Annotated in this window: 23 protein-coding genes and 2 tRNA genes; 10 read left to right on the top strand and 15 right to left on the bottom strand. The window is 57.7% G+C overall.

Annotated features, from left to right (window positions below; genetic code table 11):
* Positions 1–4: 4 nt before the first annotated feature.
* The 5 genes from ACUY2T_RS05945 to ACUY2T_RS05925 are packed head-to-tail and all read right to left on the bottom strand — an operon-like array spanning position 5 to position 2,785.
* Positions 5–265, bottom strand: a complete 261-nt coding sequence (locus ACUY2T_RS05945) for a hypothetical protein (protein ID WP_293791737.1) — start codon at positions 263–265, stop codon at positions 5–7.
* A 32-nt stretch (positions 266–297) separates the two neighbouring features.
* Positions 298–885, bottom strand: a complete 588-nt coding sequence (locus ACUY2T_RS05940; RefSeq protein WP_448307924.1) for an MmpS family transport accessory protein — start codon at positions 883–885, stop codon at positions 298–300.
* 12 nt (positions 886–897) lie between these two features.
* Positions 898–1,698: an anti-sigma factor gene (locus ACUY2T_RS05935; RefSeq protein WP_448307923.1), complete on the bottom strand. Its 801-nt coding sequence runs from the start codon at positions 1,696–1,698 to the stop codon at positions 898–900.
* The gene (locus ACUY2T_RS05930; RefSeq protein WP_293791742.1) at positions 1,695–2,291 is read right to left on the bottom strand and encodes a sigma-70 family RNA polymerase sigma factor; all 597 of its coding nucleotides are present in this window, start codon (positions 2,289–2,291) and stop codon (positions 1,695–1,697) included. Before ACUY2T_RS05930 ends, ACUY2T_RS05935 begins: the two co-directional genes overlap by 4 nt.
* A gap of 29 nt (positions 2,292–2,320) precedes the next feature.
* Entirely contained in the window at positions 2,321–2,785 is a 465-nt protein-coding gene (locus tag ACUY2T_RS05925; protein ID WP_448307922.1) for a hypothetical protein, read from the bottom strand.
* Between the two features lie 230 nt (positions 2,786–3,015).
* On the opposite strand from ACUY2T_RS05925, the gene ACUY2T_RS05920 reads away from it, so the two are divergent.
* Positions 3,016–4,518, top strand: coding sequence for a cytochrome c biogenesis protein CcdA (locus tag ACUY2T_RS05920; RefSeq protein ID WP_448307921.1), 1,503 nt, complete (start codon positions 3,016–3,018; stop codon positions 4,516–4,518).
* 202 nt (positions 4,519–4,720) lie between these two features.
* The gene (locus tag ACUY2T_RS05915) at positions 4,721–4,969 is read left to right on the top strand and encodes an antitoxin VbhA family protein (RefSeq protein ID WP_448307920.1); all 249 of its coding nucleotides are present in this window, start codon (positions 4,721–4,723) and stop codon (positions 4,967–4,969) included.
* Between the two features lie 49 nt (positions 4,970–5,018).
* Here the strand turns inward: ACUY2T_RS05915 and ACUY2T_RS05910 are convergent.
* The 4 genes from ACUY2T_RS05910 to gyrA form a co-directional block, all read right to left on the bottom strand.
* Positions 5,019–5,091 (bottom strand) — tRNA-Ala (locus ACUY2T_RS05910).
* A gap of 67 nt (positions 5,092–5,158) precedes the next feature.
* A tRNA-Ile gene (locus tag ACUY2T_RS05905) sits at positions 5,159–5,235 on the bottom strand.
* Positions 5,236–5,338: 103 nt separating this feature from the next.
* Positions 5,339–5,977, bottom strand: coding sequence for a DUF3566 domain-containing protein (locus ACUY2T_RS05900; RefSeq protein WP_448307919.1), 639 nt, complete (start codon positions 5,975–5,977; stop codon positions 5,339–5,341).
* 157 nt (positions 5,978–6,134) lie between these two features.
* Positions 6,135–8,648, bottom strand: coding sequence for a DNA gyrase subunit A (gene gyrA, locus ACUY2T_RS05895; protein ID WP_448307918.1), 2,514 nt, complete (start codon positions 8,646–8,648; stop codon positions 6,135–6,137).
* 282 nt (positions 8,649–8,930) lie between these two features.
* On the opposite strand from gyrA, the gene ACUY2T_RS05890 reads away from it, so the two are divergent.
* From ACUY2T_RS05890 to ACUY2T_RS05875, 4 genes are all read left to right on the top strand, one after another.
* On the top strand, positions 8,931–10,877 hold the full coding sequence (locus ACUY2T_RS05890; protein WP_448307917.1) for an alkaline phosphatase family protein: 1,947 nt from the start codon (positions 8,931–8,933) through the stop codon (positions 10,875–10,877).
* Positions 10,878–10,917: 40 nt separating this feature from the next.
* Entirely contained in the window at positions 10,918–12,144 is a 1,227-nt protein-coding gene (locus ACUY2T_RS05885; protein WP_448307916.1) for an EfeM/EfeO family lipoprotein, read from the top strand.
* Positions 12,144–13,445 (top strand): iron uptake transporter deferrochelatase/peroxidase subunit, encoded by a 1,302-nt coding sequence (efeB, locus tag ACUY2T_RS05880; protein WP_448307915.1) that lies wholly within the window; start codon positions 12,144–12,146, stop codon positions 13,443–13,445. Before ACUY2T_RS05885 ends, efeB begins: the two co-directional genes overlap by 1 nt.
* A gap of 200 nt (positions 13,446–13,645) precedes the next feature.
* Positions 13,646–14,287 (top strand): cell surface protein, encoded by a 642-nt coding sequence (locus ACUY2T_RS05875; RefSeq protein WP_448307914.1) that lies wholly within the window; start codon positions 13,646–13,648, stop codon positions 14,285–14,287.
* A gap of 59 nt (positions 14,288–14,346) precedes the next feature.
* On the opposite strand, the gene ACUY2T_RS05870 is transcribed toward ACUY2T_RS05875, so the two are convergent.
* The 6 genes from ACUY2T_RS05870 to dnaA all read right to left on the bottom strand — a co-directional run bounded on the left by ACUY2T_RS05870 (position 14,347) and on the right by dnaA (position 22,929).
* A complete protein-coding gene (locus ACUY2T_RS05870) occupies positions 14,347–15,351 on the bottom strand; it encodes an alpha/beta fold hydrolase (protein WP_448307913.1) in 1,005 nt (334 codons plus the stop codon).
* Between the two features lie 146 nt (positions 15,352–15,497).
* Complete coding sequence (gene gyrB / locus ACUY2T_RS05865; protein ID WP_448307912.1) at positions 15,498–17,522, bottom strand: DNA topoisomerase (ATP-hydrolyzing) subunit B; 2,025 nt, start codon at positions 17,520–17,522, stop codon at positions 15,498–15,500.
* A gap of 122 nt (positions 17,523–17,644) precedes the next feature.
* On the bottom strand, positions 17,645–18,172 hold the full coding sequence (locus ACUY2T_RS05860) for a DUF721 domain-containing protein (protein ID WP_448307911.1): 528 nt from the start codon (positions 18,170–18,172) through the stop codon (positions 17,645–17,647).
* On the bottom strand, positions 18,162–19,439 hold the full coding sequence (recF, locus tag ACUY2T_RS05855; RefSeq protein WP_448307910.1) for a DNA replication/repair protein RecF: 1,278 nt from the start codon (positions 19,437–19,439) through the stop codon (positions 18,162–18,164). Before recF ends, ACUY2T_RS05860 begins: the two co-directional genes overlap by 11 nt.
* 40 nt (positions 19,440–19,479) lie before the next feature.
* A complete protein-coding gene (gene dnaN / locus ACUY2T_RS05850; RefSeq protein WP_448307909.1) occupies positions 19,480–20,664 on the bottom strand; it encodes a DNA polymerase III subunit beta in 1,185 nt (394 codons plus the stop codon).
* A 591-nt stretch (positions 20,665–21,255) separates the two neighbouring features.
* Positions 21,256–22,929, bottom strand: a complete 1,674-nt coding sequence (dnaA, locus tag ACUY2T_RS05845) for a chromosomal replication initiator protein DnaA (protein ID WP_448307976.1) — start codon at positions 22,927–22,929, stop codon at positions 21,256–21,258.
* A 796-nt stretch (positions 22,930–23,725) separates the two neighbouring features.
* Between dnaA and rpmH the strand changes: the two genes are divergently transcribed.
* The 4 genes from rpmH (at position 23,726) to yidC (ending at position 25,707) form a co-directional block, all read left to right on the top strand.
* Positions 23,726–23,869, top strand: coding sequence for a 50S ribosomal protein L34 (rpmH, locus tag ACUY2T_RS05840; protein ID WP_005292556.1), 144 nt, complete (start codon positions 23,726–23,728; stop codon positions 23,867–23,869).
* An 83-nt stretch (positions 23,870–23,952) separates the two neighbouring features.
* Complete coding sequence (gene rnpA / locus ACUY2T_RS05835; RefSeq protein ID WP_448307908.1) at positions 23,953–24,342, top strand: ribonuclease P protein component; 390 nt, start codon at positions 23,953–23,955, stop codon at positions 24,340–24,342.
* A 64-nt stretch (positions 24,343–24,406) separates the two neighbouring features.
* Entirely contained in the window at positions 24,407–24,649 is a 243-nt protein-coding gene (gene yidD, locus ACUY2T_RS05830) for a membrane protein insertion efficiency factor YidD (RefSeq protein WP_293792289.1), read from the top strand.
* Between the two features lie 83 nt (positions 24,650–24,732).
* Entirely contained in the window at positions 24,733–25,707 is a 975-nt protein-coding gene (yidC, locus tag ACUY2T_RS05825) for a membrane protein insertase YidC (RefSeq protein WP_448307907.1), read from the top strand.
* Positions 25,708–25,817: the final 110 nt, after the last annotated feature.

Genomic DNA, 25,817 nt, shown 5'->3' with positions numbered 1-25,817 from the left:
AGTGCTAGAGCTGGGCACCACGCAGAGTGGCGTGGGTGACGTAGTACTCTTCGTAGTCCTGCAGGGTGCGGGCCTTCTCATTCAGTCGGGCCATGACGGCCTCGCGGGCGCTCTCGCGATCGTTGTAGAACTCCATCGGCGCACCTGGGCGAACTTCCGCACCGCGCTCGACCAGGAGGTACGCCTTGCCTTCAGGTCCGTCGATAGTCTGTGGCGTACCGGTGAAGGGGTCGGTGTAGCGATACGTGGTGTTCATGCTGGTCATGGGTCGTGGCGCTCCGTTGGTTGGGGGGTTGTCTAGCTCGCTTCTTCAACATTACTTGCTGCCGATGGGGCACCACCACGTGGAGCGTAGAGAATGTCTGGATTATCCGGAATGTGTTCAGGTATGCGATGCCAATTAGTCGCACATCTAACACTCGCGCCTGGACCAGTCGCAGTCTGCTGCATGATGATGTTGCCATTCTGCATGAGCTTGCAGGTGATGGACCCTCGATCTTGAGGCCCGTTGGTGGCAGTTAGATCTGCGCGCAAGTAACCGTCTTCTAGGTACACACTTTGCCTCCAATCAGCCGAAACCCCATCAATTTGAATGCGGTTCTCTTTCTCATCCCAGTAGGTGACCGAAGCATTGGTCATGTCCCCCTCGACAACGTGGATTACGGGTAGTTCCACGACTTTCTCGCCAAGGTGCTCACTGTCCTCAATCCGGAGAAGATCCACGCCAAAGAGCAACCCGAGGGAGGCGAACACACAAGTCGCAATAAGACCTTGGATCCAAACCCCGACCGTGGCGGCAACCACAAGCAAGAGGCGCTGATACCAAGACCGTTTCGGGGATTTTTGAAGCGGTCCCGTCCCCCTTGATTTTTCCCACTTCTGCATAGGGCATCGCGCCTAAAGCTTCCCCTCGGCCAAGACCGTCCCACCCGGTTCTTTACTTCCGGCCATCGGCTCCTCGGTAACGCGCACCATTATCGTGTCCGCCGGCAATGGCATCCACACATTGTCGTGCGGATCCTGACCAATCACACCGGCCGAGCGGGCGGATCCTTTTTCGTCGATGGACCACACCTGGGCGCCCATGCCGTTCTTCAAGTCGGGCGCACCATTGACCATCGCACCGCCGGAATCCATCTTCGCGGAAACCACGACATCGAGTGTCGAACCATCGGCTTTAAGCGAAACGCTTCGTACATCACCCATTGCCATGATCGAGTGCATGTGGTCTTCCGCTTCTTTGCCCTGCATCGGTTCGTCGCCGTCCGCACGGGCTGCGCCCTCGCCGTCCGAGAACACCTCCGGGGCCTCTTCCTCAACGTTTTGCGTGGGCTGCTTCGAGTTGCTTTCCGCCACGTTGGAGTCCTCGCTAGAGCTGCCCCACAATCCGCTGGTGGTTCCGACGATCCCTACGCCGGCCAGCAGGACGACTGCGGCAGCTGCAGCAAACGCTGCGCGTGCGAATCCCCGGCGGGAGCCAGCTGCCTTCGACACAGCTGCCTTCGACAAAGGCACTACGTTGTTTGCTGCGCTGTCTTCGCCCGGCGCGACCTCATCACCCGGCGGGATCTGCGGGAACTTGCCCGACGTAATCGCATCCATAATGTCCGACTTCAGCTGTGACGGAGGCGCGACAGGTTCGGCCAATGCAGCCAAATCGCTTTCCAGCTCCCCAAACTTCGGCTTGTTTTCGTTCATGAGGCACCCCCTTTCGCCAGGGCATCGCGTTGTTCTTTCAGGATTTTCTCCAACTTACGGAGCCCGTCGCGTACGCGCGTCTTCGCAGTTCCGAGTGGCACACCAGTCGTTGCGGCCAGTTCAGCATGAGTCATATCACCGAAGTAAGCCAAGAGAATCGCAGTCTTGTGCGGCTCGCCCATGATGTCCAACGCGGTTCGCACTGCATGCCGTTGCACGTTCCGTAATGCTTCGTCTTCCACGCTTTCTTGTTTTATTGACGCCACCAGGAAGGCCTCCCGGTCATCCCGCTTCAGGGTGGCAATGGCGCTTCGAACTCGATCAATTGCGCGGAGCCTCGCACGACGGAGAATCCAGGCCTTGGCTGAGCCCTTCGCAGGGTCAAAGTCTGCCGCGTGCTGCCAGAGTTCGATGAAGACTTCCTGGGTGACTTCCTCTGCTTGTGCCTGGTCGTGGATGATTTGCAGGGCAAGCCCCAGGACGTTCGGGGCGATCCGGTCGTAAAGGCGCGCGAAAGCCGCCGCATCGCCCTTTTGGGCGAGCAGCATCAAACTCTCAGGCGTTTCTCTATCGACTATGGCCACCATTTTCATCGTAGTGCGTTGGGCAAACTACGTGTTTGTTAGTGATTGTGCTTGCCCTGCAGGTCCGGCATCATGCTTTCGTCGGTCTCCATCATGTTTTCGACCTTGTCTTTCATCTTGCCGTCCGTCTTCCCGTCCATCTTGTCGGACATCTTCTCAGGCATCTTTTCGGACATTGCGGGCTTGTTCGGCATCATGTTCTCCCCGGATTCCATCATGTTGTCGTTCTTGCCGGACATCTGTGCGCCTCCCTTCATGTCCTCGGTCATCTTCTCCTCAGTCATTTTCTCTTCGGTCATCTTCTCTTCGCTCATCTTTTCCTCAGTCGTCATCTCGGAGGAAGAGCTGGAAGAAGACTTACCCTCGGAGCCTTTATCGTCGGAATCATTGCAGGCCACCAGTCCCAGTCCCATTACGCCAGTCAGCGCCACGGCAACGGCGGCGCGACCTACAGAGAATCCAGCTGCTCGGTCATTCCCAGAGTTGGTCTTGCGAATCATCATTTTTAAGTCTCCTTCGGGAGTAGTTTTCGGGTTCCACACAGCCCCCTTAAGGACCGTGTCATGAGTACATACGGCACCCTCCCCCACGGCGGATTGGACGGCAGCTAAAAAAAATTTTTCTCCAATCCATTTCACGCAAACGCTCCGTAATCATTCACATAACTCGTTTTAAAACCACCCCGGTAACGCACGTGGTGGCGTCACAAAGAGCAAGAAGGAGCACGGGAGACATGGCATGGGAGATAGCGTTCATCGGGTTGATCGGCGGGCTGGTGACGGGACTTTCGCCTTGTATCCTGCCGGTGCTGCCGATTGTGCTGGCGGTTAGTGCAGATAGACGGCGCAAACCGTGGCTGGTGGCAGCAGGTATTGCGTTGAGCTTTACGCTGGTCACCCTGCTGGGCACTGTGGTTCTTAGTGCTCTGGGGCTGCCGAAGGATCTGCTGCGCTGGGCGGGCGTCGTGCTTTTGGTACTGGTCGGTGTAAGCATGCTGTGGCCAGCGCTGAGCGACCAGCTGGAACGGCCTTTTGCGCGGATTCGCATTCCGCAGTGGATTCAACGCCTCACCACGGGAGGAGGCTCCGGTTTTGGCATCGGTCTGGCGCTGGGTGCGGTGTATTCCCCCTGTGCAGGGCCGGTTTTGGCGGCGGTTACCGTGGCGGGTGCGACGGGGCAGATCGGTTGGGGCAACGTGATTCTGGCGATCAGTTTTGCCATCGGTGCTTGCACACCGTTGTTCTTTTTTGCGCTGGCGGGCAAGCGAATCGGCACGCGGGCGGATTTCGTACGTGCTCACCGCAAGGGCATCTCCTACGGCGCGGGTGCACTGGTGATTGTGTTGGCAGTGGCGATAGCGTTCAACGCTCCGGCGGCGCTGCAGCGGGCGCTACCGGATTGGACCGCGGGCGTGCAGGAGCAGTTCAACGCTTCGGACAGGACCCAGAATGCGATACAGCAGGCCAACGGCAGCGGTGGCAACGTCGGCGACGGCAGTCTGGAATCTTGCCGCAATTCTGCCCCCGACGAGTTGCAGGACTGCGGCCCGGTGCCGGCCTTCGCCGACCTAGAGAGTTGGCAGAATACCGAAACGCCTGTGGATCCGCGCCACCCGGCGAAGGTAAACGGCAAGCAGAGCATCACCCTGGTGGATTTCTGGGCCTATGCCTGCATCAACTGCCAGCGCGCCAACGAGCACGTCACCAAGCTTTTCGACCGCTACCGGGATAGCGGCCTGCAGGTAGTGGGCGTGCACGCACCGGAGTACGCATTCGAGCACGAGGCCTCCAACGTCACCGCCGCCATCCGCGACCAGGGCATCCACTACCCCGTCGCGCAGGACAACAACTTCACCACGTGGCGGGCCTTCAATAACCGCTATTGGCCTGCGCATTATCTGGTGGACCACACGGGCAAGGTACGCCAGATCCACGAGGGCGAGGGCGCTTATGCCGAGACCGAACACCTGGTCCGCGAGCTACTCTCGGCGGCCAATCCGGGTATCGAGCTGCCTTCGCCGGTAGAGGAAGGTGGGGATTCTTCTAATGGCGCCACCAGTTCCCGCAAGCGGAACCCGGAGACGTACCTGGGCACGCGGCGCGCGGAATATTTTTCTAATCACGCGGGTGAGTACAAGGACGGAACCCACGAGTTTGCGAAGGTGCAGCCGGAGGCGCTGCACTACAGCTTGGAGGGCAAGTGGAGGCTGGCAAGGGCGTGGAGCTCTACTCACTGACGTTTGGGTAGTGCTGGCGGGATCTGCGGTATCCCACAGACCTTTCGCTACAAGACAGTCCGGCAGATAAGTGTTCGATTATTGAATGGCATACCAACTGGGACGTCGCTCCCCGCCACTAAACTGAGTTCTACACCCACCAAAGATGTCTAAGCACCTGCCCGCCGTAGACAACTGCACAGCAGATCAGAAGGAACACGACATGACCGCCGACAATCGCACCGAAGATCAAAAAGTAGCCGCTGTCCGGGCCTCCATGACGATGGCCGGATATACCATGACAACCCAAGACGAAGAGGACGTCCGACGTATCTTCCAAGGAGAAATCACCGGCGACGAAGCTGTACTGGAAGTGTTGGAACGACACGGTTACGGCGACAGCGAACGTGCCAAGTTCCTTCGTAAACGCATCGCTGAAAGCAAGAAGGAAAAGCCGAACAAGCAAAAATGAAGGCCTCCCCGGGTTTACTTTCCGGGAGGGCCTTCACCGTGTTTAGTTGTGGAGCATAGGAGAATCGAACTCCTGACCTTCTGCTTGCAAAGCAGATGCTCTACCAATTGAGCTAATGCCCCTTGACTATCGAACGAAGCTTCCGAAACTATATCAGATGCTTTGACTCTCTAGCGAAAGGTGTTCGATTGGTGGGCCTAGGAGGACTTGAACCTCCGACCTCTTCGTTATCAGCGAAGCGCTCTAACCGCCTGAGCTATAGGCCCTCGAACGAGTAGAAACATTACCCACCAATCCAGGCAATCACCAAATCGGCTGGTCAGATGGCTTTTTATCGCTGAAAAGTAGGCGTCACAAAGAACAGAAGAACTAGCGATCCAGCTGGATGCGAACACCGCCGAGGATGCTCGACGAGGCGTTGTAAATCAATGCGGCAACCGGCGCTAGAAGGGTGAACAACACAACCTCGAAAAGCCCAATCGCTATCACGCCGCCGAAGTACATGCCCGCAGAGAAACCATCAGAGCTCGTCAGGTCACCCACCAGCGAGTCCAAACGATCCCACGTGCCCGCAACGCTGAGGACAATGTAGATCAGCGCCATGGCCACAAACCACACGGCAAACAACGCCAGATTGAAGATGAGCGCCATCTTCAGGGCACTGACGGGCTCAATGTACGTAATCGTTCGCTGCACGCCACGCTTAGCGGGATTACTGGGCTTGCCCGCCTTGCCTGACGCATCGGGCTTCGCCTCCGGCTGAGTGGACACAGCACTCTGGTCGGGCTGGCTAGACGCTACAGTCTCCGAGACCTTGCCACCAGGCTTTACGGTGCCCTGGCCGTCTGCCTTGGCTTGATCCTGCGCCGTGGTTTGCCCAGCTACCTGAGCATTCTTTGTCTCCTCCGCGGTTGGCTTTGCGTTCTTCGCATTCTTCGCTTTCTTTGCCTGCGCGCTCTTGGAGTTCTGAATGTTCTTCGCATTCGGCGGGGGCGTTTGGTGCGTCATCGCATCTCCGTGCTTGTCGGTGCTTGGTTGGTGCCTGTTTGGTGCTTGTTCGGCACTTTGTTGTTCTCGTTCAGATTTTTGTGCAATTACGACAGTAGCCTAGCGGTTTTAACCGCCAGGCTACTTGGACTTACTTGTTGGGCTTTCCGTAGACGACTTACTTAGAGTCGGCTTCCGCCTTCGCGGTGGCCTCGGCAGACTCTTCTGCCTCTTCCTCCACGTTGCGGTCCACGGCCACCAGCTCGTTGCCCTTCGCCAGGTCCACAAGACGTACGCCCATCGTCGCACGGCCACTGTTGCGGATCTGGCGCACCTCGGTGCGGATTACGCCGCCGTTGGAGGTCATGGCCAGGATTTCGTCGTCGTCGTTGACGGTCAGCGCGCCGATCAGCTTGCCGCGCTTCTTGTCGTACTTAAACGCGACCACACCCAGGCCACCACGGCCCTTCGACGGGTACTCCTCCATCGGGGTGCGCTTGCCGTAGCCGCCAGAAGTAGCCACGAACAAGGAGGAGTCTTCAGCCACGACCGTCAGCGCCAGCAGCTGGTCTTCCTCACGGAATCGCATGCCCTTCACACCAGCAGTGGCTCGACCCATCGGCCGCAGCGTGGAATCATCCGCGGTGAAGCGCATGGCCTGGCCCTCTTCGGAAACCAGCAGCAAATCATCCTCGGCGGTGCACAGCTGGGCGCCGACCAAGCGATCGCCCTCGTTGAGGTTGATGGCGATGAGGCCACCGGAACGCGCCGTATCGTAATCCGTCAGACGGGACTTCTTCACGCGGCCGTGTGCGGTGGCGAGCACCAGATACGGGGCATCCTCGTAAGACTGAATCTGAATGACCTGTGCGATCTGCTCACCCGGCTGGAACTCCAGCAGGTTGGCCACGTGCTGACCACGAGCGGTACGAGTAGCCTCCGGCAGCTCGAAAGCACGCAGGCGGTATACCCGGCCGAAGTTCGTGAAGAACATGATGGTGTCGTGCGTCGAGCAGACGAAGAAGTGGCGCACCACATCGTCCTGCTTCAGCTCGGCTCCGCGCACGCCCTTACCGCCGCGACGCTGGCTGCGGTAGCTATCCACCTTCGTGCGCTTCGCATAGCCGGTGGAGGTAATGGTGACGACCACGTTCTCGCGGGCAATGAGGTCTTCTTCGGACACATCGCCGGACGCCGCGATGATCTGGGTGCGACGCTCGTCACCGTACTTTTCTACGATCTCCTGCAGCTCAGTACGAACGATCTCGCGCTGACGCTCCGAGGATGCCAGGATCGCCTTCAGGTCGGCGATCGTCTCTTCCAGCTCTGCCAACTCGTCGATGATCTTCTGGCGCTCCATGGCGGCCAGGCGACGCAGCTGCATTGCCAGGATGTGATCGGCCTGCACCTCGTCGACATCCAACAGGTCGATCAAGCCACTGCGGGCCTCATCTACCGTCGGGGAACGGCGAATCAAGGCGATAACCTCATCCAGCATGTCCAGGGCCTTCACCAGGCCACGCAGGATGTGGGCGCGCTTCTCGGCCTCGTCCAGGCGGTACTGAGTACGGCGAACGATCACGTCGATCTGGTGATCTACGTACTGACGCAGCATCTGATCCAAACGCAGCGTACGCGGCACGCCGTCGACGATGGACAGCATGTTGGAGCCGAAGCTGGTTTGCAACTGGGAGTGCTTGTACAGGTTGTTCAGCACCACGCGCGGTACAGCGTCGCGCTTCAGGGTGATGACGATGCGCATGCCAACGCGGTCGGAGGATTCATCGTCGATCTTGGAGATGCCGGCGATCTTGCCATCGCGGATCTGCTCCGCAATCGAGGCCACCAGGTTGTCCGGGTTCACCTGATATGGCAGCTCAGTGATAATAATGACCTGACGGTTGCCCTCTTCCTCAATGCTGGTCACACCACGCATTCGGATCGAACCACGGCCAGTGCGGTAGGTGTCTTGGATGCCCTTGTCACCGACGATCAGGCCAGCGGTTGGGAAATCCGGTCCCTTGACCCGCGCGATGCAGGCTTCCAGTGCGTCCGCCTCTTCCGCCTCCGGATTGTCGAGCAACCAGTAGATGGCTTCTGCCAGCTCGTTCAGGTTGTGTGGCGGAATGTTCGTGGCCATGCCCACGGCGATGCCGCCGGAGCCATTCATCAGCAGGTTCGGCACGCGGGACGGCAGCACAGTCGGCTCGGTGGTTTTGCCGTCGTAGTTGGGCTGGAACTCGACGGTGTTCTCACGAATATCGCGCACCATCTCCATCGCCAGGGGCGTCATGCGGCACTCGGTGTAACGCATAGCGGCCGCGCCATCGTTACCGCGGGAGCCGAAGTTACCCTGACCGTCTACCAGCGGGTATCGCATAGACCATGGCTGTGCCAGGCGCACCAAGGTGTCGTAGATCGCGCTGTCGCCGTGCGGGTGGTAATTACCCATCGTGTCAGCGACGGGCTTTGCGGACTTCACGTAGCTGCGCTCGGGGCGGTAGCCGTTGTCGAACATCGCGTAGAGGATGCGCCGGTGCACGGGCTTAAGACCATCGCGGACTTCGGGCAGGGCGCGTCCGACGATCACGCTCATGGCGTAATCGATGTAGCTGGACTTCATTTCCTCCTGCAGATCGATCGGTGTGACTCGATCGAAGAGGTTGTCGCTACCGTTATTGTCGTCGCTCACTGTTTTGAGAAGCCTTTCTGTTTAGCCTTCAGACCTATCTATTCTACCCCCTAGTTGCGGGTTTACTGTGCTTTGGTGGCTTTGTGACGCCACCTTTCCCGCCCCGTTAGGTGAATTCGAGATGTTGCACGGGTAAATAACCGCTGAACTCATGCGGATGCATCCTCTTCGCCGTGCGAGGTCACAGAACCAGGAGTTAGATCAAAAGTGTCAAACACTGACCCTATTGCAGCCATAGCCAACTAGTGGCTTTGACCGCTATCGCAAGAGGAAGCCCAAACAATGAACTCTCCTAAGCCCCTCACCGCTTTTCGCAAGGTCGCGTCGATGGCCGCCTCCAGCGCCCTGCTACTTACTGCAGCCACCGGCGGCATGGGTGTTGCCGCCGCCGACGACGCTCAGGCCAAGCCGAAGACTCCCATCGAGCACGTCGTCGTCATCTACAGCGAGAACATCTCCTTCGACCACTACTTCGCCACCTACCCCAAGGCCGCGAACAAGGACGGCGAGAAGCTGCAGTCCAACGACCAGGATGCGCCGAAGTTCAAGGCAAAGAAGGGCACCCCGAAGGTCAACAACCTGGCTAGCGAGGATCTGCTGGGTAAGAACAACCCCAACTCCGTCAAGCCTTTCCGCCTGGGCCCGGACCAGGCCGTCACCGTGGACCAGAACCACGAGTACTCCGCGCTGCAGGAGGCTTTTAACGGCGGCAAGATGGACAAGTTCCCGGAGACCGTCTCCACCGACGTGGATAAGGACAACGAGGGTCTATACGCCCGCCCGGGCATGACCATGGGCTACTACGACGGCAACACCGTCACGGGTCTGTGGAACTACGCGCAGCACTACGCCATGAACGACAACAGCTACTCCACCATCTTCGGCCCGTCGACCCCCGGCGCGCTGAACCTGGTAGGCGCCACCGTCGCCGGCGCGACCATCCACGATCCATCAAACGGTGAGCAGGTGAAGATCAAGCCGGGCGAGTCCGACGAATTCGCCGGCGTATCCAAGGACGGCAAAACCGTTACCGTCGTAGGCGACCCGGATCCGCTGTACGACGACTGCTCCAACAGCTCTTCCTCCAAGACCGACGAGGTGGCTGCGCTGCACAACAAGAACATCGGTGACCAGCTGAACGAGAAGGACATCACCTGGGGCTGGTTCCAGGGTGGCTTCCGCCCGACGGAGAAGGCCACGGACGATGCCCGCGCTCGTTGCGGCGCCACCCACAAGACCCTGACCGGCCAGGAGAAGACAGACTACAACCCGCACCACCAGCCATTCCAATACTTCGCCACCACCGCCAACCCGCACCACCTGGAGCCCAGCAGCCCGGACATGATCGGCAAGTCCGATCAGGCCAACCACCAGTACGACCTGCAGGATTTCGATACCGCCCTGGAGAACAACAACCTGCCGGCCGTGAGCTACCTGAAGGCCTCCAACTACCAGGACGGCCATGCGGGCTACTCCAACCCACTGGATGAGCAGGCCTTCATGACCCACTACATCAACGAGATCCAGAACTCTGATCAGTGGAATTCCACCGCCATCGTCATCGCCTACGACGACTCCGATGGTTGGTACGACCACCGTGCCCCGAAGGTTCTGAATGGCTCCAAGGACACGACCAAGCTGGAGGAAACCGGAAAGCCGATCGACTCCAAGATCTGCACCACTGCAGCCAAGAAGGTCGGCGTAGCCGGTGACGAGAACGGCCAGTGTGGCCCGGGTACCCGCCAGCCGATGCTGGTTATTTCCCCGTACTCTAAGGTCAACCACGTGGACAGCACCTACACCGAGCAGACCTCGGTGACGAAGTTCATCCAGGACAACTGGGAGCTGGGCCGCCTCAGCGAGCACAGCTTCGATAACCGCGCGGGCAAGCTGGACAACATGTTCGACTTCGACAATGCCAGCGCCGAGAAGCTGTTCCTCAACGAGACCGATGGCACCGTCGCCAAGGACTACGACTCCATCGAGCGGGTGGATGACAGCGACCGCGCGGGCGAGAAGCTGAAGGACGTCGCCGAGGGCATGAACGACCCGAAGGTCACGGAGAAGGACGTGCAGAACGCCGCAGCCTCTAACGGCAAGAACAACGCTGCGGGCGAGTCCGACGACTCCAACCACCTGGGCGCCTGGCTGGGCATGGGCGCGGTGGCCGTAATCGTGTTGGGCTTCCTCACCTGGATCTCCAACCGCAAGGGCGGATCCGAGAGCTAGAACTAATAGGCGCCATTATTAGCCACCATCGGTACCAGCCATGACCTCCCCTGAATCATCGGATCGACCCCGCCCGCGGCGGCAGCCCGCCCGGGTTGTCGCAGCCCTCGCCGTGGCCTCTGTCTCGGCGAGCGCATTGCTGCTATCCGGCTGCTCTAGCGAGGATAGCGACAACGGCACTGGCGGCAACGGCACAAACGCTGACGCCGACATTCACATCAAGAGCCGCCGCGCCTGCCCCTCCCCCGGCGATCTGCACGGCGACCTCAACCACATCCGAGTGACCAACACCGCGGACGCCTCCACCACGGTCTACGTCGCCGACCAGGAGGGTTTCGCCTACCAGACCCTCGAGCGCGTCGGCAGTTCCGCCACCCGCTCCTGGTCCGTGAAGCTGACCGACGGCACATACCACCTGACCTGTGTCTTCCAGGGTAAAAAGGCGATCTCTAGCGACGAGTTTAAGGTCACCGATTCTTCTCTTCGTGACGCCCCAAAAATGAAACCGATCACGGAGAAAGAGGTCACGGCCGTATCCATCGCCCATGCGCGTGCACAAGAACCTCAGGTGCGCGACTGGGTGTCTAAAGACGACGCGCTGTTGCGCGCCGTGCGTTCCGGCGACCGCACAGCCGCCAAAGAAGCCTGGAAGACGGCTTACCTGGCCTACCGCAGGCTAGATGATTCCAACCACGAGTGGCCGGGGCCGGTGGATGACATCGCGGACTTCGGCACCAGTTCGAAGGCCAACGGCAATCAGGCCAAGGATCTTTCGGGCTACCACCGGCTGGAGTGGGGACTGTGGCACGGCGAGTCCATGGGCGATCTGCTCGACCCAGCCGAGAACCTGAACGAAGACGTCCACGAAGTGGCGGACGGCACCGAGCATTTTGCGATCTTCGCACCCAATTATGGCCTGCGAACACACGAGGTCACCGAGGAGGTCGAGCGCTTCGACCTCAAGAGCCATAACGACTTCGGCGCCCACATCACGGGCAGCGCAGTACGGGCCGCCCTTTATTCCACCCGCTCTACCCTCAAACCACTGCGCGAACTGGTGGAAGACCGCGGGGCAGAGCTGCACGAATTGGATCGGCAACTGGATCGGACGGACGAGGTAGCCAAGAAGATGGCCGCCAAATACGACGGAAAGAAACCCTTCACCGCATGGGATCAAGCCGATCAGCGAGAGTTGGGGGCGGCCATCGGCGAACTAAACGAACTGCTTGCCCCGCTGGCAACCATGACTGTGATCAGGAGGATGTAGTGAACTGTCCTTTTCATTCCCGTGCCACCGCAGACGACCACGGCGAGCAGAAAAACCGCCCCGGAGGCGCCCGGGTTTCGAGGCGCACAATGTTGGGCGGAATGCTGGGCTTGGCTGGAGTGGGTGGCGTCACTACCCTTGCAAAAACCGGCGCCACCGCCGAGGAATACCACGACAACGACGACGATCTGCCCGACTATCCGTTTGAAGGCGAGCACCAGCAGGGCGTGATTACTCCACCGCAAAAAGAGCTGATTATCTGCGGTTTAGATGTACTCGCGGAGGGACGCGAGGGGCTAAAGAACCTGCTGCAGACAATCACCAAGCGGGCGCGCGTGCTGACCACCGGTGGGCCGGCGGCGCCTGATGGGATCGCATACCCAGCGACGGATTCCGGGGAGCTGGGCGAGGACGTGCCGGTGGACGGGCTGACGATCACGCTAGGGGCGGGCGCAACGCTGTTCGACGATCGCTTCGGGTTGAAGGCCAAGAAGCCAAAGCACCTCAACACCATGAAGGCCTTCGCGGATGATTCGCTGGATCCCGCACAGTGCCACGGCGACCTGGTGCTGCAGATCTGCGCGCACAACCGGGATACGGCAATGCACGCACTGCGCGATATTCTGCGGCACACGCGCGGGGGGATGGCGGTGCGGTGGCGCCAATCCGGTTACCAGAACCCGCCCCGGCCGAGTGGCACACAACGCAACCACCTGGGATTTAAGGATGGAATCGTTAATCCCACGCCCGAGCAGCACAACGAGCTGGTGTGGGCCGGCGGCGACGAGCCGAAGTGGGCAGCGGGCGGTAGCTACATGGCCGTGCGGCTGATCGTGATGCTGACGGAGTTCTGGGATCGCATCTCTATCGCGGAGCAGGAGCAGATCTTTGGCCGCGAACGCTTCAGCGGCGGGCCGCTTTCCGGCGGCGACGAATGGGAGGAGCCGGACTATCTGGATGACCCCACAGGGGATGTGATTCCGGTGGATGCGCACATCCGCTTGGCGAACCCGCGGACCGAGGAGACGGCGAACCAGTTGATGCTGCGGCGTGCCTATAACTACGACAATGGTGTGCTGGACAACGGCACCCTGGACGTGGGTTTAGTGTTTGTGTGCTTCCAGCAGGATCTGCAGCGGCAGTTTATTACCGTGCAGAGGCGGCTGGAGGGCGAACCGCTGGCTGACTACATCAGGCCGTACGGCGGTGGGTATTTCTATGTATTCCCAGGGGTTGCTGCGGAAGATGACTTTCTAGGGAAAGGCCTTTTCACTCCTCCATACGGGGGTAAATCAAAGTGATTGTTGTCAACATTTGCGTATATATGCAAGATCGCGCTGACCAGCTTATTCCGTGAGCAAGTGTTTATAAATCGGCCTGAAGAGGCACTTTTGTAATTCTTAGCACTGCTAAATACCTTGGCAAAGATTATTTTAAAAATGTCAAACGTTTCACCCCCAATGCCACATCTCGGCTACACACGAAAACACAGGAGAATGACATGAAGCTGTCCAAGAAGATCACCGCTACCGCCGCTGCTGCCGCACTGGCTTCCGCAGCCCTGCTGACCCCGGCCGCTAACGCTCAGAACGAGGGAGGCGCCCCGGCTCCGGAGGCTCCGGCCGAGGAAGACAACGGCGCTGGCGAAGAGCAGCCGGGCGCTGGCGAAGAGCAGCCGGGCGCTGGCGAAGAGCAGCCAGGTGAAGGCGACGAGAACGAGCCGGCCGGCTCCTCCAACATGAGCAAGGATGACAAGATCGCTGCTGGCGTCGGCGGCGCCATCGTCGGCCTGGGCGTTCTGGGTGCAGTCCTGGGCAACGCCGGCGACAAGGCCGAGGAAAAGAAGGACGAGAAGAAGGACGACGCCAAGGCTGAAGCACCTAAGGGTGAGAAGAAAGACGACGCTAAGGCTGAGGCTCCGAAGGGCGAGGGCGACATGAAGGGTGAAGAGGCTCCGGCCGCAGACGCACCTGCAGCTGAGGCACCGGCCGCTGAGGCACCTGCAGCCGAGGCACCGGCCGCTGAGCGCAACGTTCAGCTGGCTAACACCGGTGTTAAGCCGGAGATCTCCATCCTGGCTGGTCTGGCTCTGATCTCCATGATCGCGGGCGCTTGGATGATGTTCTCCCGCCGCGAGGCATAAAGAACTCTCCTACTAAAACCCGTGCTCTCCTACCGGGAGCGCGGGTTTTGTTTTACCTCCTAGGCAGAGATCTCGCGCCAGAACGTCTCCAGCCGATCCGACACGACCTGCGGTTCACGCGCCCAGCGATTGTGTCCCAGCGGCGCGTCGAGTTCCTCAATCGTCACCATATCCGCGGGCAACTCTGCCCCCAGGTGTTCTGCGGAAGCAAGCGGGCAGTCCTCGTCATTCGTACAGCGGGTGAGCAAGACAGGAATACGAACAGCTTTCTTAGCTTCTTCGTAATCCATATCCTGATCCGCCAGTTTGTGCAGACGGTTGGTGTGCCCATAGCGGAACCACTCGCGCAGCTGCACGCCGGACTGGCGCCCATAACCCGCTAAGTCCAAAAAACCCGCAGGCTGATAGCCGAATAACAGAATATTCAGCATGATCTGGTACGTTCCGAAACGCAATCGCGCGTATTGCTTCCCCTTAAAGCCCCGGTAGTAAGGCGTTCCAGAGCCGACACCCATCATGCCGCGAATCCCCAGCTCCTTAGCCTCAGGCCTAGCTAGGAACAGCGAGCCGATCTGTCCACCCATCGAATGGCACAGCATAAGCGTCGGGTGATTCTTATTGACGCCCAACGCTTCCTTTGCCGCGCGGATCGTTCGGGGATAATCCCCAGAGGCCAGGTGGTGATAACCCCACTTATGCTTCCGAGTGGCTACCGCCGTAGATGTACCCTGACCGCGCAGTTCACCGGAGATCACCGGATAGCCGCGGTCGGCCAGCTCCCATGCAATGGGGTCGTAGTACCGAGCGCCCATTCCAAAACCAGGCCAGATCACAATGAGGGGACGAGTACGATCCCACCCAGCATTCACCAGATCCTGCACGGGATTCTCAGCGGAGCTGGAGGCGGTGGCGTCATTAACAACCTTCTCCCCTACCCGTGGGGTGCCGGGCAGGAAGATACGCATCTGCGAGGTTGAGTCGTCGGCCATCGTGACTGGCACCAGAGTGGGCTGGCGACGTGCCGGCGTGGAAGTGTACTTCGCTTGGGGTTTCGAATCGCTCACAACATTCGATTAAACAACAAATAAGCGCACGTCGCGGGGTATTCAGGCGATGGCCTGTTCACGCCCACCATTTCGGTGGGCGTTCGTGATGGCCTCGGTGAGGTGACGGCGCAAATCCACGAGCGCTTCGGCGATGCAGGCTGGAACTAAACGTCCAGGAAGCGCACATCGCGGGCGTTCTTAGTGATGAAGCTGCGGCGTGCCACAACATCATCACCCATCAGCACGCTGAAGATCTCATCGGCGGCAGCAGCATCTTCCAGATCCACGCGGCGCAGCGTACGTACCGTCGGATCCATGGTGGTCTCCCACAGCTCCTTGGCGTTCATCTCGCCCAGACCCTTGTAGCGCTGGATGCCGTCATCCTTGTTGATCTTGCGTCCCTGTGCCAAGCCTTCTTCCAACTGCTCGTCACGCTCGCGATCACTAAAGGCAAAGCCCGGCTCGCCCTTAGCCCATTTCAATTTGTACAGCGGCGGCTGGGCCAGGTACACATAGCCCTCTTCCACCAGCGGACGCATAAAGCGGAACAGCAAGGTCAGCAGCAGGGTGGCGATGTGCTGACCATCCACGTCGGCGTCGGCCATCAGCACGATCTTGTGATAGCGCAGCTTTTTAATGTCGAACTCGTCGTGAATACCGGTGCCCAGAGCCGTAATGATGGCCTGAACCTCATTGTTCTTCAGCACCTTATCCATGCGTGCCTTTTCCACGTTCAGGATCTTGCCGCGTAGCGGCAGGATGGCCTGGTACATGGAATCGCGGCCGGACTTAGCGGAACCACCTGCAGAGTCACCCTCCACGATGTACAGCTCGCTGAGCTTCGGGTCACGCGAACGGCAATCGGCCAACTTGCCCGGCAGGCCACCGATATCGGAGGCCGACTTGCGGCGCACCATGTCGCGAGCCTTGCGTGCGGCATCGCGTGCGTGGGCAGAAGCGACTGCCTTGTCGATGATGGCCTTTGCCTCTGCTGGGTTCGCATCCAACCAATCGGCCAGGTGCTCGTTCACAGCCTTCTGCACAAAGCCCTTGATTTCGGTGTTTCCAAGCTTGGTTTTCGTCTGACCCTCGAACTGCGGGTCGCCAACGCGAACGGAAATGACGGCTGCTAGACCTTCGCGCACATCATCACCGCTGAGCTTCGGATCCTTTGCCTTCAGCAGCTTGTGATCACGAGCATAACGGTTCATCAACGAGGTCAAGGCCGCGCGGAAACCTTCCTCGTGGGTACCGCCCTCAAAAGTATTGATGGTGTTGGCAAAAGTGTGAACGGACTGGCTAAAACCACTGTTCCACTGCAGGGCAACCTCAACCTCGTGATCCTCGCCGACCGCTTCGAAGGAAACAATCGTCGGGTGGATCGCGGTGCGCTTCCGGTTGATGTACGCAACGTAATCCTTCAGACCCTCTGGGTAGTGGAATACGCGGGTGCGCGGCCCCTTCTTCTTTTCAGCCTCTGCAGCCTTCTCCTCCGCGGACTTTGGAGCTGCGGCATCCTCTGCTGCGCTCTCCAGCTCCTCATCGTCCTCAAGATGTTCGCGCTCATCAGTCAACTTGATGGTCAGACCCTTATTCAGGAAAGCCATCTCCTGTAGGCGCTTAGCCACCGTGTCGAAGTTGAACTCAACGGTTTCGAAAATCTCTGGATCCGGCCAGAATCGCTGTGTCGTGCCGGTGCCCCGAGCCTTTTTTACGCGCTGCAACTCCTCAGGCACAGCCGCGTTGAAGTTCTGGAGCCACAGGTAGCCATCGCGCTTAATCTCGGTCTCCATGTGAGTGGACAGGGCGTTAACCACTGAAATACCCACACCGTGTAGACCACCAGATACTGCATAAGAGTCCGAGTCGAACTTGCCGCCTGCGTGCAGCTGCGTCATAACTACCTGCACGGTCGGCGGGCCGGTCGGGTGATCCTCCACCGGGATACCACGGCCATCGTCGATGACCTCTACGCCACCGTCGGCCAATAGCGTTACGCTAACTTCCTTGGCATAACCTGCCATGGCCTCGTCAACCGAGTTGTCCACAACTTCCCACACCAGGTGGTGCAAGCCACGCTCACCGGTGGAACCGATGTACATGCCGGGGCGCTTTCGAACGGCCTCCAGGCCTTCGAGGATCGTAATCGAATTCGCGCCGTAGTCGCTCTGCTTCTGTGGTTCAGCCACGGTGGGTCAAACTCCTTCTCTCGCGCGTAAATAACCACCCTATTCTAGCGCGTTGGAGGCCAAAAGGTGCCATTGGACAGGCCGTTTGGGCCATTCAGAATCAGTTGATACTCCCAACTGACTTATCCGAAGTCATCCCGTGGCCCCCGCCCCTGCACGCGGAGCTTGCCATACTTCGGCCTCCGAATATTGGGACCCACAATGCGAAGTTGAGCCACCACATCCTCCCCTGCGCGCTTGGCGATCGCCTGCAGAATCACAGTTTGCATATAACGCAGCTGGGTAGTCCACGGAGTCGAATCGCACTCAATTACCAACACCTGCGAGTCCTCTTCATAGCGCACAGGCCGAGTGTGTTCGGCAATTTTGTCACCCACAAGCTCTGGCCATGCATTCATAATCCTGGCAACGCTTACTCGCTGCTGCCAACCTTGCCGTTTGATCTCTAACCCAATCAACGAGCCAAAACGCTTCGGATCACGATAGCTGCGATCTAATCGGCCATCCATTCGGGTCCTGTATCTTGTCGGCCCACCCGATGTTTTCTTCTTCTTTTTTCGTGGTGACGCCACCATCGGCAACTCGGCCTGAGGAGAACCGCCCGCCTGTTTCATAGCATCGAGGGCTTGCGCAACAGGATCAATCGACACTGTCTTCGCCACCCTTCACCGCTTTGTCAGACACTTCTTGAGGTTGAGCTTTCAACTCCTCAATAGTGTAAATCTGCGCAACATCCCGCAAGGCCTCGGGAATGTCCTCATCCACTGCCGCCGTGATCAACACTTGCTCAGCGCTGGAGATGAGGTTGACGAGATGGTGGCGTCGAGAAGCATCGAGTTCCGCAAAAACATCATCGAGAATAACGACGGGCTCGACCCCATCACCGCGCTGCATAAAAAACGCGGCGAGGCGCAGGGAAAGAGCAAAAGACCATGATTCACCATGAGATGCGTATCCCTTCGCCGGTTGATGACCCAGCATCAGGTTAACGTCATCGCGGTGGGGGCCAAGAAGTGTGGTACCACGCTCGACCTCCTGGGGACGCTTCGTGGCGAAGGCTTGCAGCAAGGTAGCCTCGGCAATCTCCGGGCTAAGCAATGCGGTGGGCTGGTCGGGTTCGCTCACACCTAGATGAATTCCCAGTTCGGTCAACTCCGCGTCGATGGTGGACGTATAGGACATGTGCGCCGGACGCGACTGTGGTGCCAACGATTGGTAGGTCTGCTGTAAATGTGGAGCTAGATCGTAGACGATTTGCACGCGTGCAGACATGATCTGTCCACCCAAGGCGGCCAATTGGCTATCCCAGACATCAAGGGTGGCCAACGCAGATTCCGCGTCGGCCTTGATCTCCTCGGATAGGTTATGGCTAGCTCCCTTCGGAGCACCGACAACAAGGCGCAGGGCAAAAGCAGACTGCCGGAGAAGTGCATTGCGCTGTCGTAGAGCTTTATCATAGTCCGCCTTAACTGCTGCGAGGCGCGGGTAGCGGGCAATCATTATTGTGTCCAAGAAATGGCGACGTTGCTCCGGCTCGCCTCTAATCAAGGCCAGGTCTTCTGGCGAGAACAACGTCGTTCGCACCACACCCAGCAGATCACGGGGAGATTTCATGGCCGTGCGATTAATGTGAGCGCGATTCGAACCCCGAGCGCGAATGGCGAGATGGGCTGTGAGTTCGCGACCATTGTTCACGGCCGTGGCGGACACATTGGCGATGTCTTCACCGCGTCGCACAAGTGCTGCGTCCGAGTTCACGCGGTGGGAACTGAGGTGAGCAAGGTAACCGAGTGCCTCAACGATATTGGTCTTTCCGTAGCCATTGGGCCCAGAGAAGATCGTAATACCAGGGCTAAGCTGCAGGTCGAGTTCCTCCCACGACCTGTAATTGCTCAGACGGAGATTGGAGACGTACACAGTTAGCTAAAGGCTTGCCTTGGTTTTCGTATTCTCGGGATCAGCCCGGCAGGCGCACTGGCATCAGCAGGTAGGTGAAGTCCGTTTCCGGGGTAGCGAAGTTCCCCTCAGCGTCTGCTTCCGGCAACTCGCCTGGATCGGGGAGAAGGATCGCGGGGCGAGAAGCCATGGTGAAACCGAAGACCACGCGCGGAGTGTGGATGGCCGCCAGCCCCTCCTTGAGGTAACTGGGGTTAAAGGCAATAACCAGTGGTTCGCCGGCAAAAGCACAATCCAAGGTTTCCGTTGCGGAGCCAACATCGCTACCGCCTGCAGAAAGGGTAACGGTGTTGTCCTTGAAATCCATCCGAATCTGCGAGTTCCGCTCAGCGACGATGGAGACGCGCTTGATGGCCTCTTGCAGAGGAGCAATTTCCACACTTGCCAAAGCCGTGTGCGTCTTAGGCAGCAGTGGGCGGAACTTCGGGAATTCTGCATCCAACAGGCGTGTCGTGGTGTGACGCGATTCAGTGGAAATACCCAGAAGGCCATCTGCACCAATGTCTTCGCCTGTACCGACGGCAATCTCGATTGGATCCGTGTTGGCCGGATCCATGGAACGGGCGGTATCTGCCAGAGTCCGAGCTGGAATCAACAGCTTTGCCTGCGCATCAGCCTGAGCGGGATTCCACTGGAAGCTGCGGACGGCCAGACGGAAGCGATCGGTAGCAACCATAATCACATCTTCGCCGTCGATTTCTACGTGTACGCCAGTAAGCATTGGCAACGTGTCATCACGACCAGCTGCAACAGCGACCTGCGCAATAGATTCAGCAAAGAGGTTTGGATCGATAGTGCCTGTGACATCCGGCAGATCCGGTAGTACTGGATAATCCTCGATCGTCATTGCCGGGAGCTCGAACTTGGACTTACCAGTTTTCAGAGTCACAGTCGTGCCATCGAACTCGATATTGATTGGCTTGTTAGGCAGGGAGCCGACAATATCGGAAGCCAGTTTTCCGGCAACCAAAATCTTTCCGGGCTCGTTGACCTCGGCGTTGATGCGTACTCGGGTAGAGACCTCACGGTCGAATCCGGAAAGTTCCAATCCCTCGTCATCGGCAACGATCATCACACCGCGCAAGATGGGTTGGGTGGGCTTGCTGGGAAGGGAGCGGGCTACCCAACCGAGGGCAGATGCGAAGTCATCCTTGGGAACAATGAAACTCACTGTCTGGCTATCCATGCTCAATCTAACTTCCGTGTCTTCGTCGTGCTCGAGCGTCTCGTTCTTCTCGAGGTTCGTCTGATCAAGATTAACCCACAAGCTCTATTTCTGTTTATTCCCTTTTATTTAGAGAGATAGCAGTCGTAGTAGGTGTTGTGGATCCTGTGCACAAACCCTAATCCATGCATGTCAGGACGTGGGTTCGGATGTTGATACGTCGGTGGATGAACTGTGAATAACGCATTTGCAATGTGGATAACTCGGTTGCCCTGCGAGTTGTACACAATCTGTCCACTGCTGTTTACCCAGTTTAGACGCAGTTTTCCCCAGGGTTCATTGGGATGCGGTGTGAGCCATCCAACTCTCCATGCTGATTTCGAGGATTCTTAAGACACATCGTTGCTACCCCTTGAATTACAAGTTTGGAATTACATCTGTGGAAAACGTTGTGGAATTGTGGATAACTCGGTTGAATCCCGGTCTACCAAAGGTCAGGGTATCGTGAGTTATCCCCAAGCTGCTTGTGGATAACTCAGTAAAGCTGGGGAAAACTGTGGGTAACTCGCTCCCCGGCCTCTCCATAGGGGGTGGAAAGGTCAGACGACGGGGCTAATCCCGGGCATGGGACTTGATCTTTTGTGTGAGTTCTTGCACCTGATCGAACACCTTCTTGTTCTCCGACAGGGATTCGCGCACGCGACGTTCGGCATACATCACCGTGGTGTGGTCGCGTCCGCCGAAAGCACTTCCCAACTTCGGCAGAGAAAGATCCGTCAGTTCTCGGCAGAGATACATTGCGATCTGCCGAGCCTGCACAAACTTCTTGGCCCTACCCTTGCCTATGAGCTCATCGGTGGTGAGGTTGAAGTAGTTCGCCACCACCTCAATCACATGCTGAGGAACAATTTCCACATCCTGATCGGCTGGCGAAATATCGCGTAACGCAATTTCTGCGGTTTCGACCGTCAGCGGTTCATGGCTAAGCGCGCAATAGGCCGTCACGCGGATCAAAGCACCATCGAGCTCACGAATCGATTTCTCATAGCGGCTCGCGATCAGTACCTTGACGTCCTCGGGTAGCTGCACATTGTCGGATTCTGCTTTCTTCGTGAGAATCGCAATGCGCGTTTCTAGGTCCGGAGTCTGAACATCGGTAATCAGTCCGCCTTCAAAGCGAGTGCGCAGGCGATCTTCCAACGTGGTCAGCTGTCGTGGAGGTCGGTCGGAACTCAGCACAATCTGCTTATTTGCCTGGTGCAATGCATTGAACGTGTGGAAGAACTCCTCCTGCGTCGATTCCTTGTTCTGAAGGAATTGGATATCGTCCACGATCAGCATGTCTAGATTGCGGTAGCGCCGCTTGAAGGATTCACGGGTGTCATTGGCGATGGAGTTAATAAAGTCATTCGTCAGCTCTTCGGAACTCACGTACTTCACCCGCATATTTGGCTGTAGCTCTTTGGCATAGTGTCCAATTGCATGCAGCAAGTGGGTCTTCCCCAACCCGGACTCACCCCAGATAAACAGAGGATTGTAGGCCTTTGCGGGTGCTTCTGCAACAGCCCGGCAGGCGGCGGCGGCGAAGTTATTCGACGAGCCAACAACGAAGCTGTCGAACGTGTAGTTCTTGTTCAGTAGAGAATCGCCATCCAGCCCATCGTTGAAGTTCGATGAAGGCTGCGGCGCAACGTTCTGTCGCGGCGGCACCCGGTGGGCTTGTTCCTTATTTGTCCAATGTTTCGGCGTTGGGGATGGGTTCGGATCGATGTGGTTTTCCGTCGCAGCGTATTGTCCTGCGAGAGCATCGGCATCGTGCTCCCGTCGCTGAGCAGCTTCTTCCTCAGTCTCTGTAGCAGCGCCGTCTTTTTCCTGTGCTTGGTGAACCAGTGCTTCTACCTGGAAGGTTGATAGGTCGTCTGCGGTAGCTACCGAACTTTTTTCTGACGCCCCTTCGTGGATATCGCCTGTCGTTTCGGTGTCACTCTCAGACTGTGTGCCCTGCTTGGGTTCCTCTGATTCTGCCTCTACGGATTCCCCATTCGTGCTGGTGATCGCAAGGCTGACGGAAAGATCCAAACGAGCTTTGAGGACATGCTTGATGGGATCGATGAGGTCTTTTTCGATCGATTCCTTGGTCCACTTATTGGGTGTTTCAAGCACGACGATCCGTCCCATAAGCCCCACCGGTTTGACCTTGCGCAGAAGTGAACGCTGTTTGGGGGAGATAGGTGGAAGATCGGGGTCGGGATTGGCGGAGGAGCTATCCGCGAGCCAATCGTGCATGATGGCATCCCACATGTCGGGAAAGTGTTCCTCGATAGAGAAATTCGAGTTGCTCATAGGGGCTCCAGGGTCAGGGCTGTTTTCAGCGTAAGAGTTTTCGGGGGTGGCGTAGAGGTAAACGGGGGGTTAAATCAGCGGTGGTTCTCAATTCCGTCTTTTATGTAGTTGTTCACCTCGTCGTACACAGTGGGAAATGCCGTATATCCTGCATTTGCACATAGTTATGCACACCTGTGGATAACTTCTCTTCACATGTTATCCCCAAGGTACAGGCTCCTTGTGGATAACTCTAATCAGAGCCTCAATATTCACTCTACCTGCATAAATAGGGTGTAAAGTAAAGGTTTAGTGTTTGGGGGTGAGGGAGTTTTCCACAAGGTCCATCGTCATTTGACGAACTTAGATCTAGGCTTTACACACCTACTTCCACCCCGTTGGTTTCGTTGAAACCGGAAGGTGCCTTCTGGAGACATCCAATGATGTTCTGACGAGTATTTATTAGAGACAGCTGCATCCTCTTCGAGGGCGCCGTCTCTAAAATTTGGATAACTTACGTCACAGCACGTATCCTTGACTCGTCTATGGCAACCCATATGTGGCAGCAGTTCACCACGCTGCCTATCGGGTGCCTCCGGTATCGGCGCCATTCTTCTCGGAGATTGCCGGTACAACTGTCCACTTAAATTTGTGGGCGCATCGCTGGCTAAGCAATATCCCAGCTTCTTTAGCGCTGGGCTGCCTGCTGTCGTCATATGCGGTGTGCGCACAGCTAATGAATGTTAAGGAGTGAAGTACCGTGGCCAAGGGCAAGCGTACTTTCCAGCCCAATAACCGTCGTCGTGCACGCGTGCACGGTTTCCGTACCCGCATGCGTACCCGCGCTGGCCGTGCCATCGTTTCCGCACGCCGCAACAAGGGTCGCAAGTCCCTCACTGCCTAAGTAAGGCATCGACGTTCCCTCCACCCCAAGAATCTTGGGGTGGATTGTCGTAGGGGCGTCAATTAAAAGAAAGAGCCACCATTGTGCTAGCTCCTAAGCACCGGCTTCGGTCAACTTCCCTGTTTGGGAAGACGATTCGGAACGGCCGGAAGAAAGGTAGCCGCACTGTGGTGGTTCATGTTTTAGTGGGGGGTGAAGGGGCCGAGGCTTTGCCGGCACCCTTACAAGAGGCAGCCACAGCTGGACCGCGGATGGGACTGGTTGTCTCCAAAGCCGTTGGAAACGCTGTGACCAGGCATAATACATCACGCAAGATTCGCCATGCCTTTCGGACTGTATTAGATGAAGGCAAACTGGATTTCCCAGCTGGAACAACTTTGGTGATCCGCGCTTTGCCGAAGAGCGCCGAGGCAAGCTTTGAGGAGTTGGTCGGTGATGTGCGTAGCTGCATCCGACGGGCCCTCCCCCGGTGACGGTGCAGAAGGCACGGTTAACGCGCACGAGGGTAGGTCGCGGAAGCGCGGCCTCGGAGCTCGAATGGCTCGCCGAGTAATCCTTGGTTACCAAAGTTATGTTTCACCCCTTAAAATGGGGCCAACGTGCCGTTTTGAACCTACGTGCAGTAACTACGCTTTAATCGCTATCGGCCGACATGGTCTGATTAAAGGGTCAATACTTACGCTAGGTCGATTGGCCCGCTGTGGGCCATGGCATCCGGGAGGTTGGGATCCTGTCCCTCCTCGTCGTCCCTTGCGCCTGTGGAGCAGGCGACACCGTTAGGCTGTTCGTTTGTGGAGCTGCTAGCTGAGTCGTCAGCAACATAGGCCTTACTAGACCAATATCAGGAGAAACCTCGAGTCGCCATGGATTTTATTTATTATCCAGTGTCCGGCGTTTTGTGGTTCTGGCATAAGCTGTTCAGCTACGTCCTCAGCCCGGACTCGGGATTCACGTGGGCGCTAGCGATCATGTTCCTCGTTTTCACCATCCGTATTTTGTTGGTGAAGCCGATGGCGAATCAGCTGCGCTCGTCCCGCAAGATGCAAGAAATGCAGCCGAAAATGCAGGAGCTGCAACGCAAGTACAAGAATGATCGACAGACGCTGGCGATCGAGATGCGCAAGTTGCAGAAGGAAATGGGCGTTAACCCTTTGGCTTCCTGTCTGCCGATGCTTGTGCAGATGCCGATCTTCCTTGGCCTGTTCCACGTGCTGCGTTCCTTCAACCGTACCGGTAATGGTGTGGGCCAGTTGGGGATGTCTGTTGAGGAAACCCGAAACACGCCAAACTATTTCTTCGGAGTAGATGAGGTTCAATCGTTCCTCGATGCGCGTATCTTCGGTACCCCGATTTCTGGCTTCATTTCCATGGATCCTCAGAACTACCGCGCGTTCTCCGCTGATGGCGTGGTGGATTTTACGCGGACCAACATCATTGTTGTTGTCGTGCCGATGATGCTCGTAGCGTCTGTCCTGATGCACTTCTCCGCACGCATGTCTATGGATCGCGCTGCAAAGCGCCGCAAGGCATCCCCGGCTAAGGGGAATGATCCTAAGGCTCAACAGATGCAGATGCAGATGGACATGATGCAGAAACTCATGCTCTGGGTTATGCCGGTTCTTTACCTGCTGGGTGGTTTCGCATGGCAGGTTGGCCTGGCTCTGTACATGGTCACGAACATGACGTGGTCCTACTTGCAGCAGTTCTTCCTCTACAAGAAGATGGATGCAGAAGAAGAGGCCGAGAAGGAGGCAGTTGCCGCTTCGAAGCGTACCTCTGCTCCTAAGGTCGGAGCGCGTCCGAATAATCCAAAGAAGAAGGGCAAGAAGCGGAAGTAGCTCGCTACTGTACGTTGCCAATTACTTATAGAACCGTCACCTATGAGGTGGCGGTTTTTTGTTTGCCCTGCTCCCCTTCCCGGGTGCTGTCGTTCCGGCTAGTGGCTATA

The organism is Corynebacterium sp. 22-2729 (genome assembly GCF_053479475.1).
Note: the sequence above shows the minus strand (reverse complement) of the source record. Positions and strands in the feature narration are given on the sequence as shown.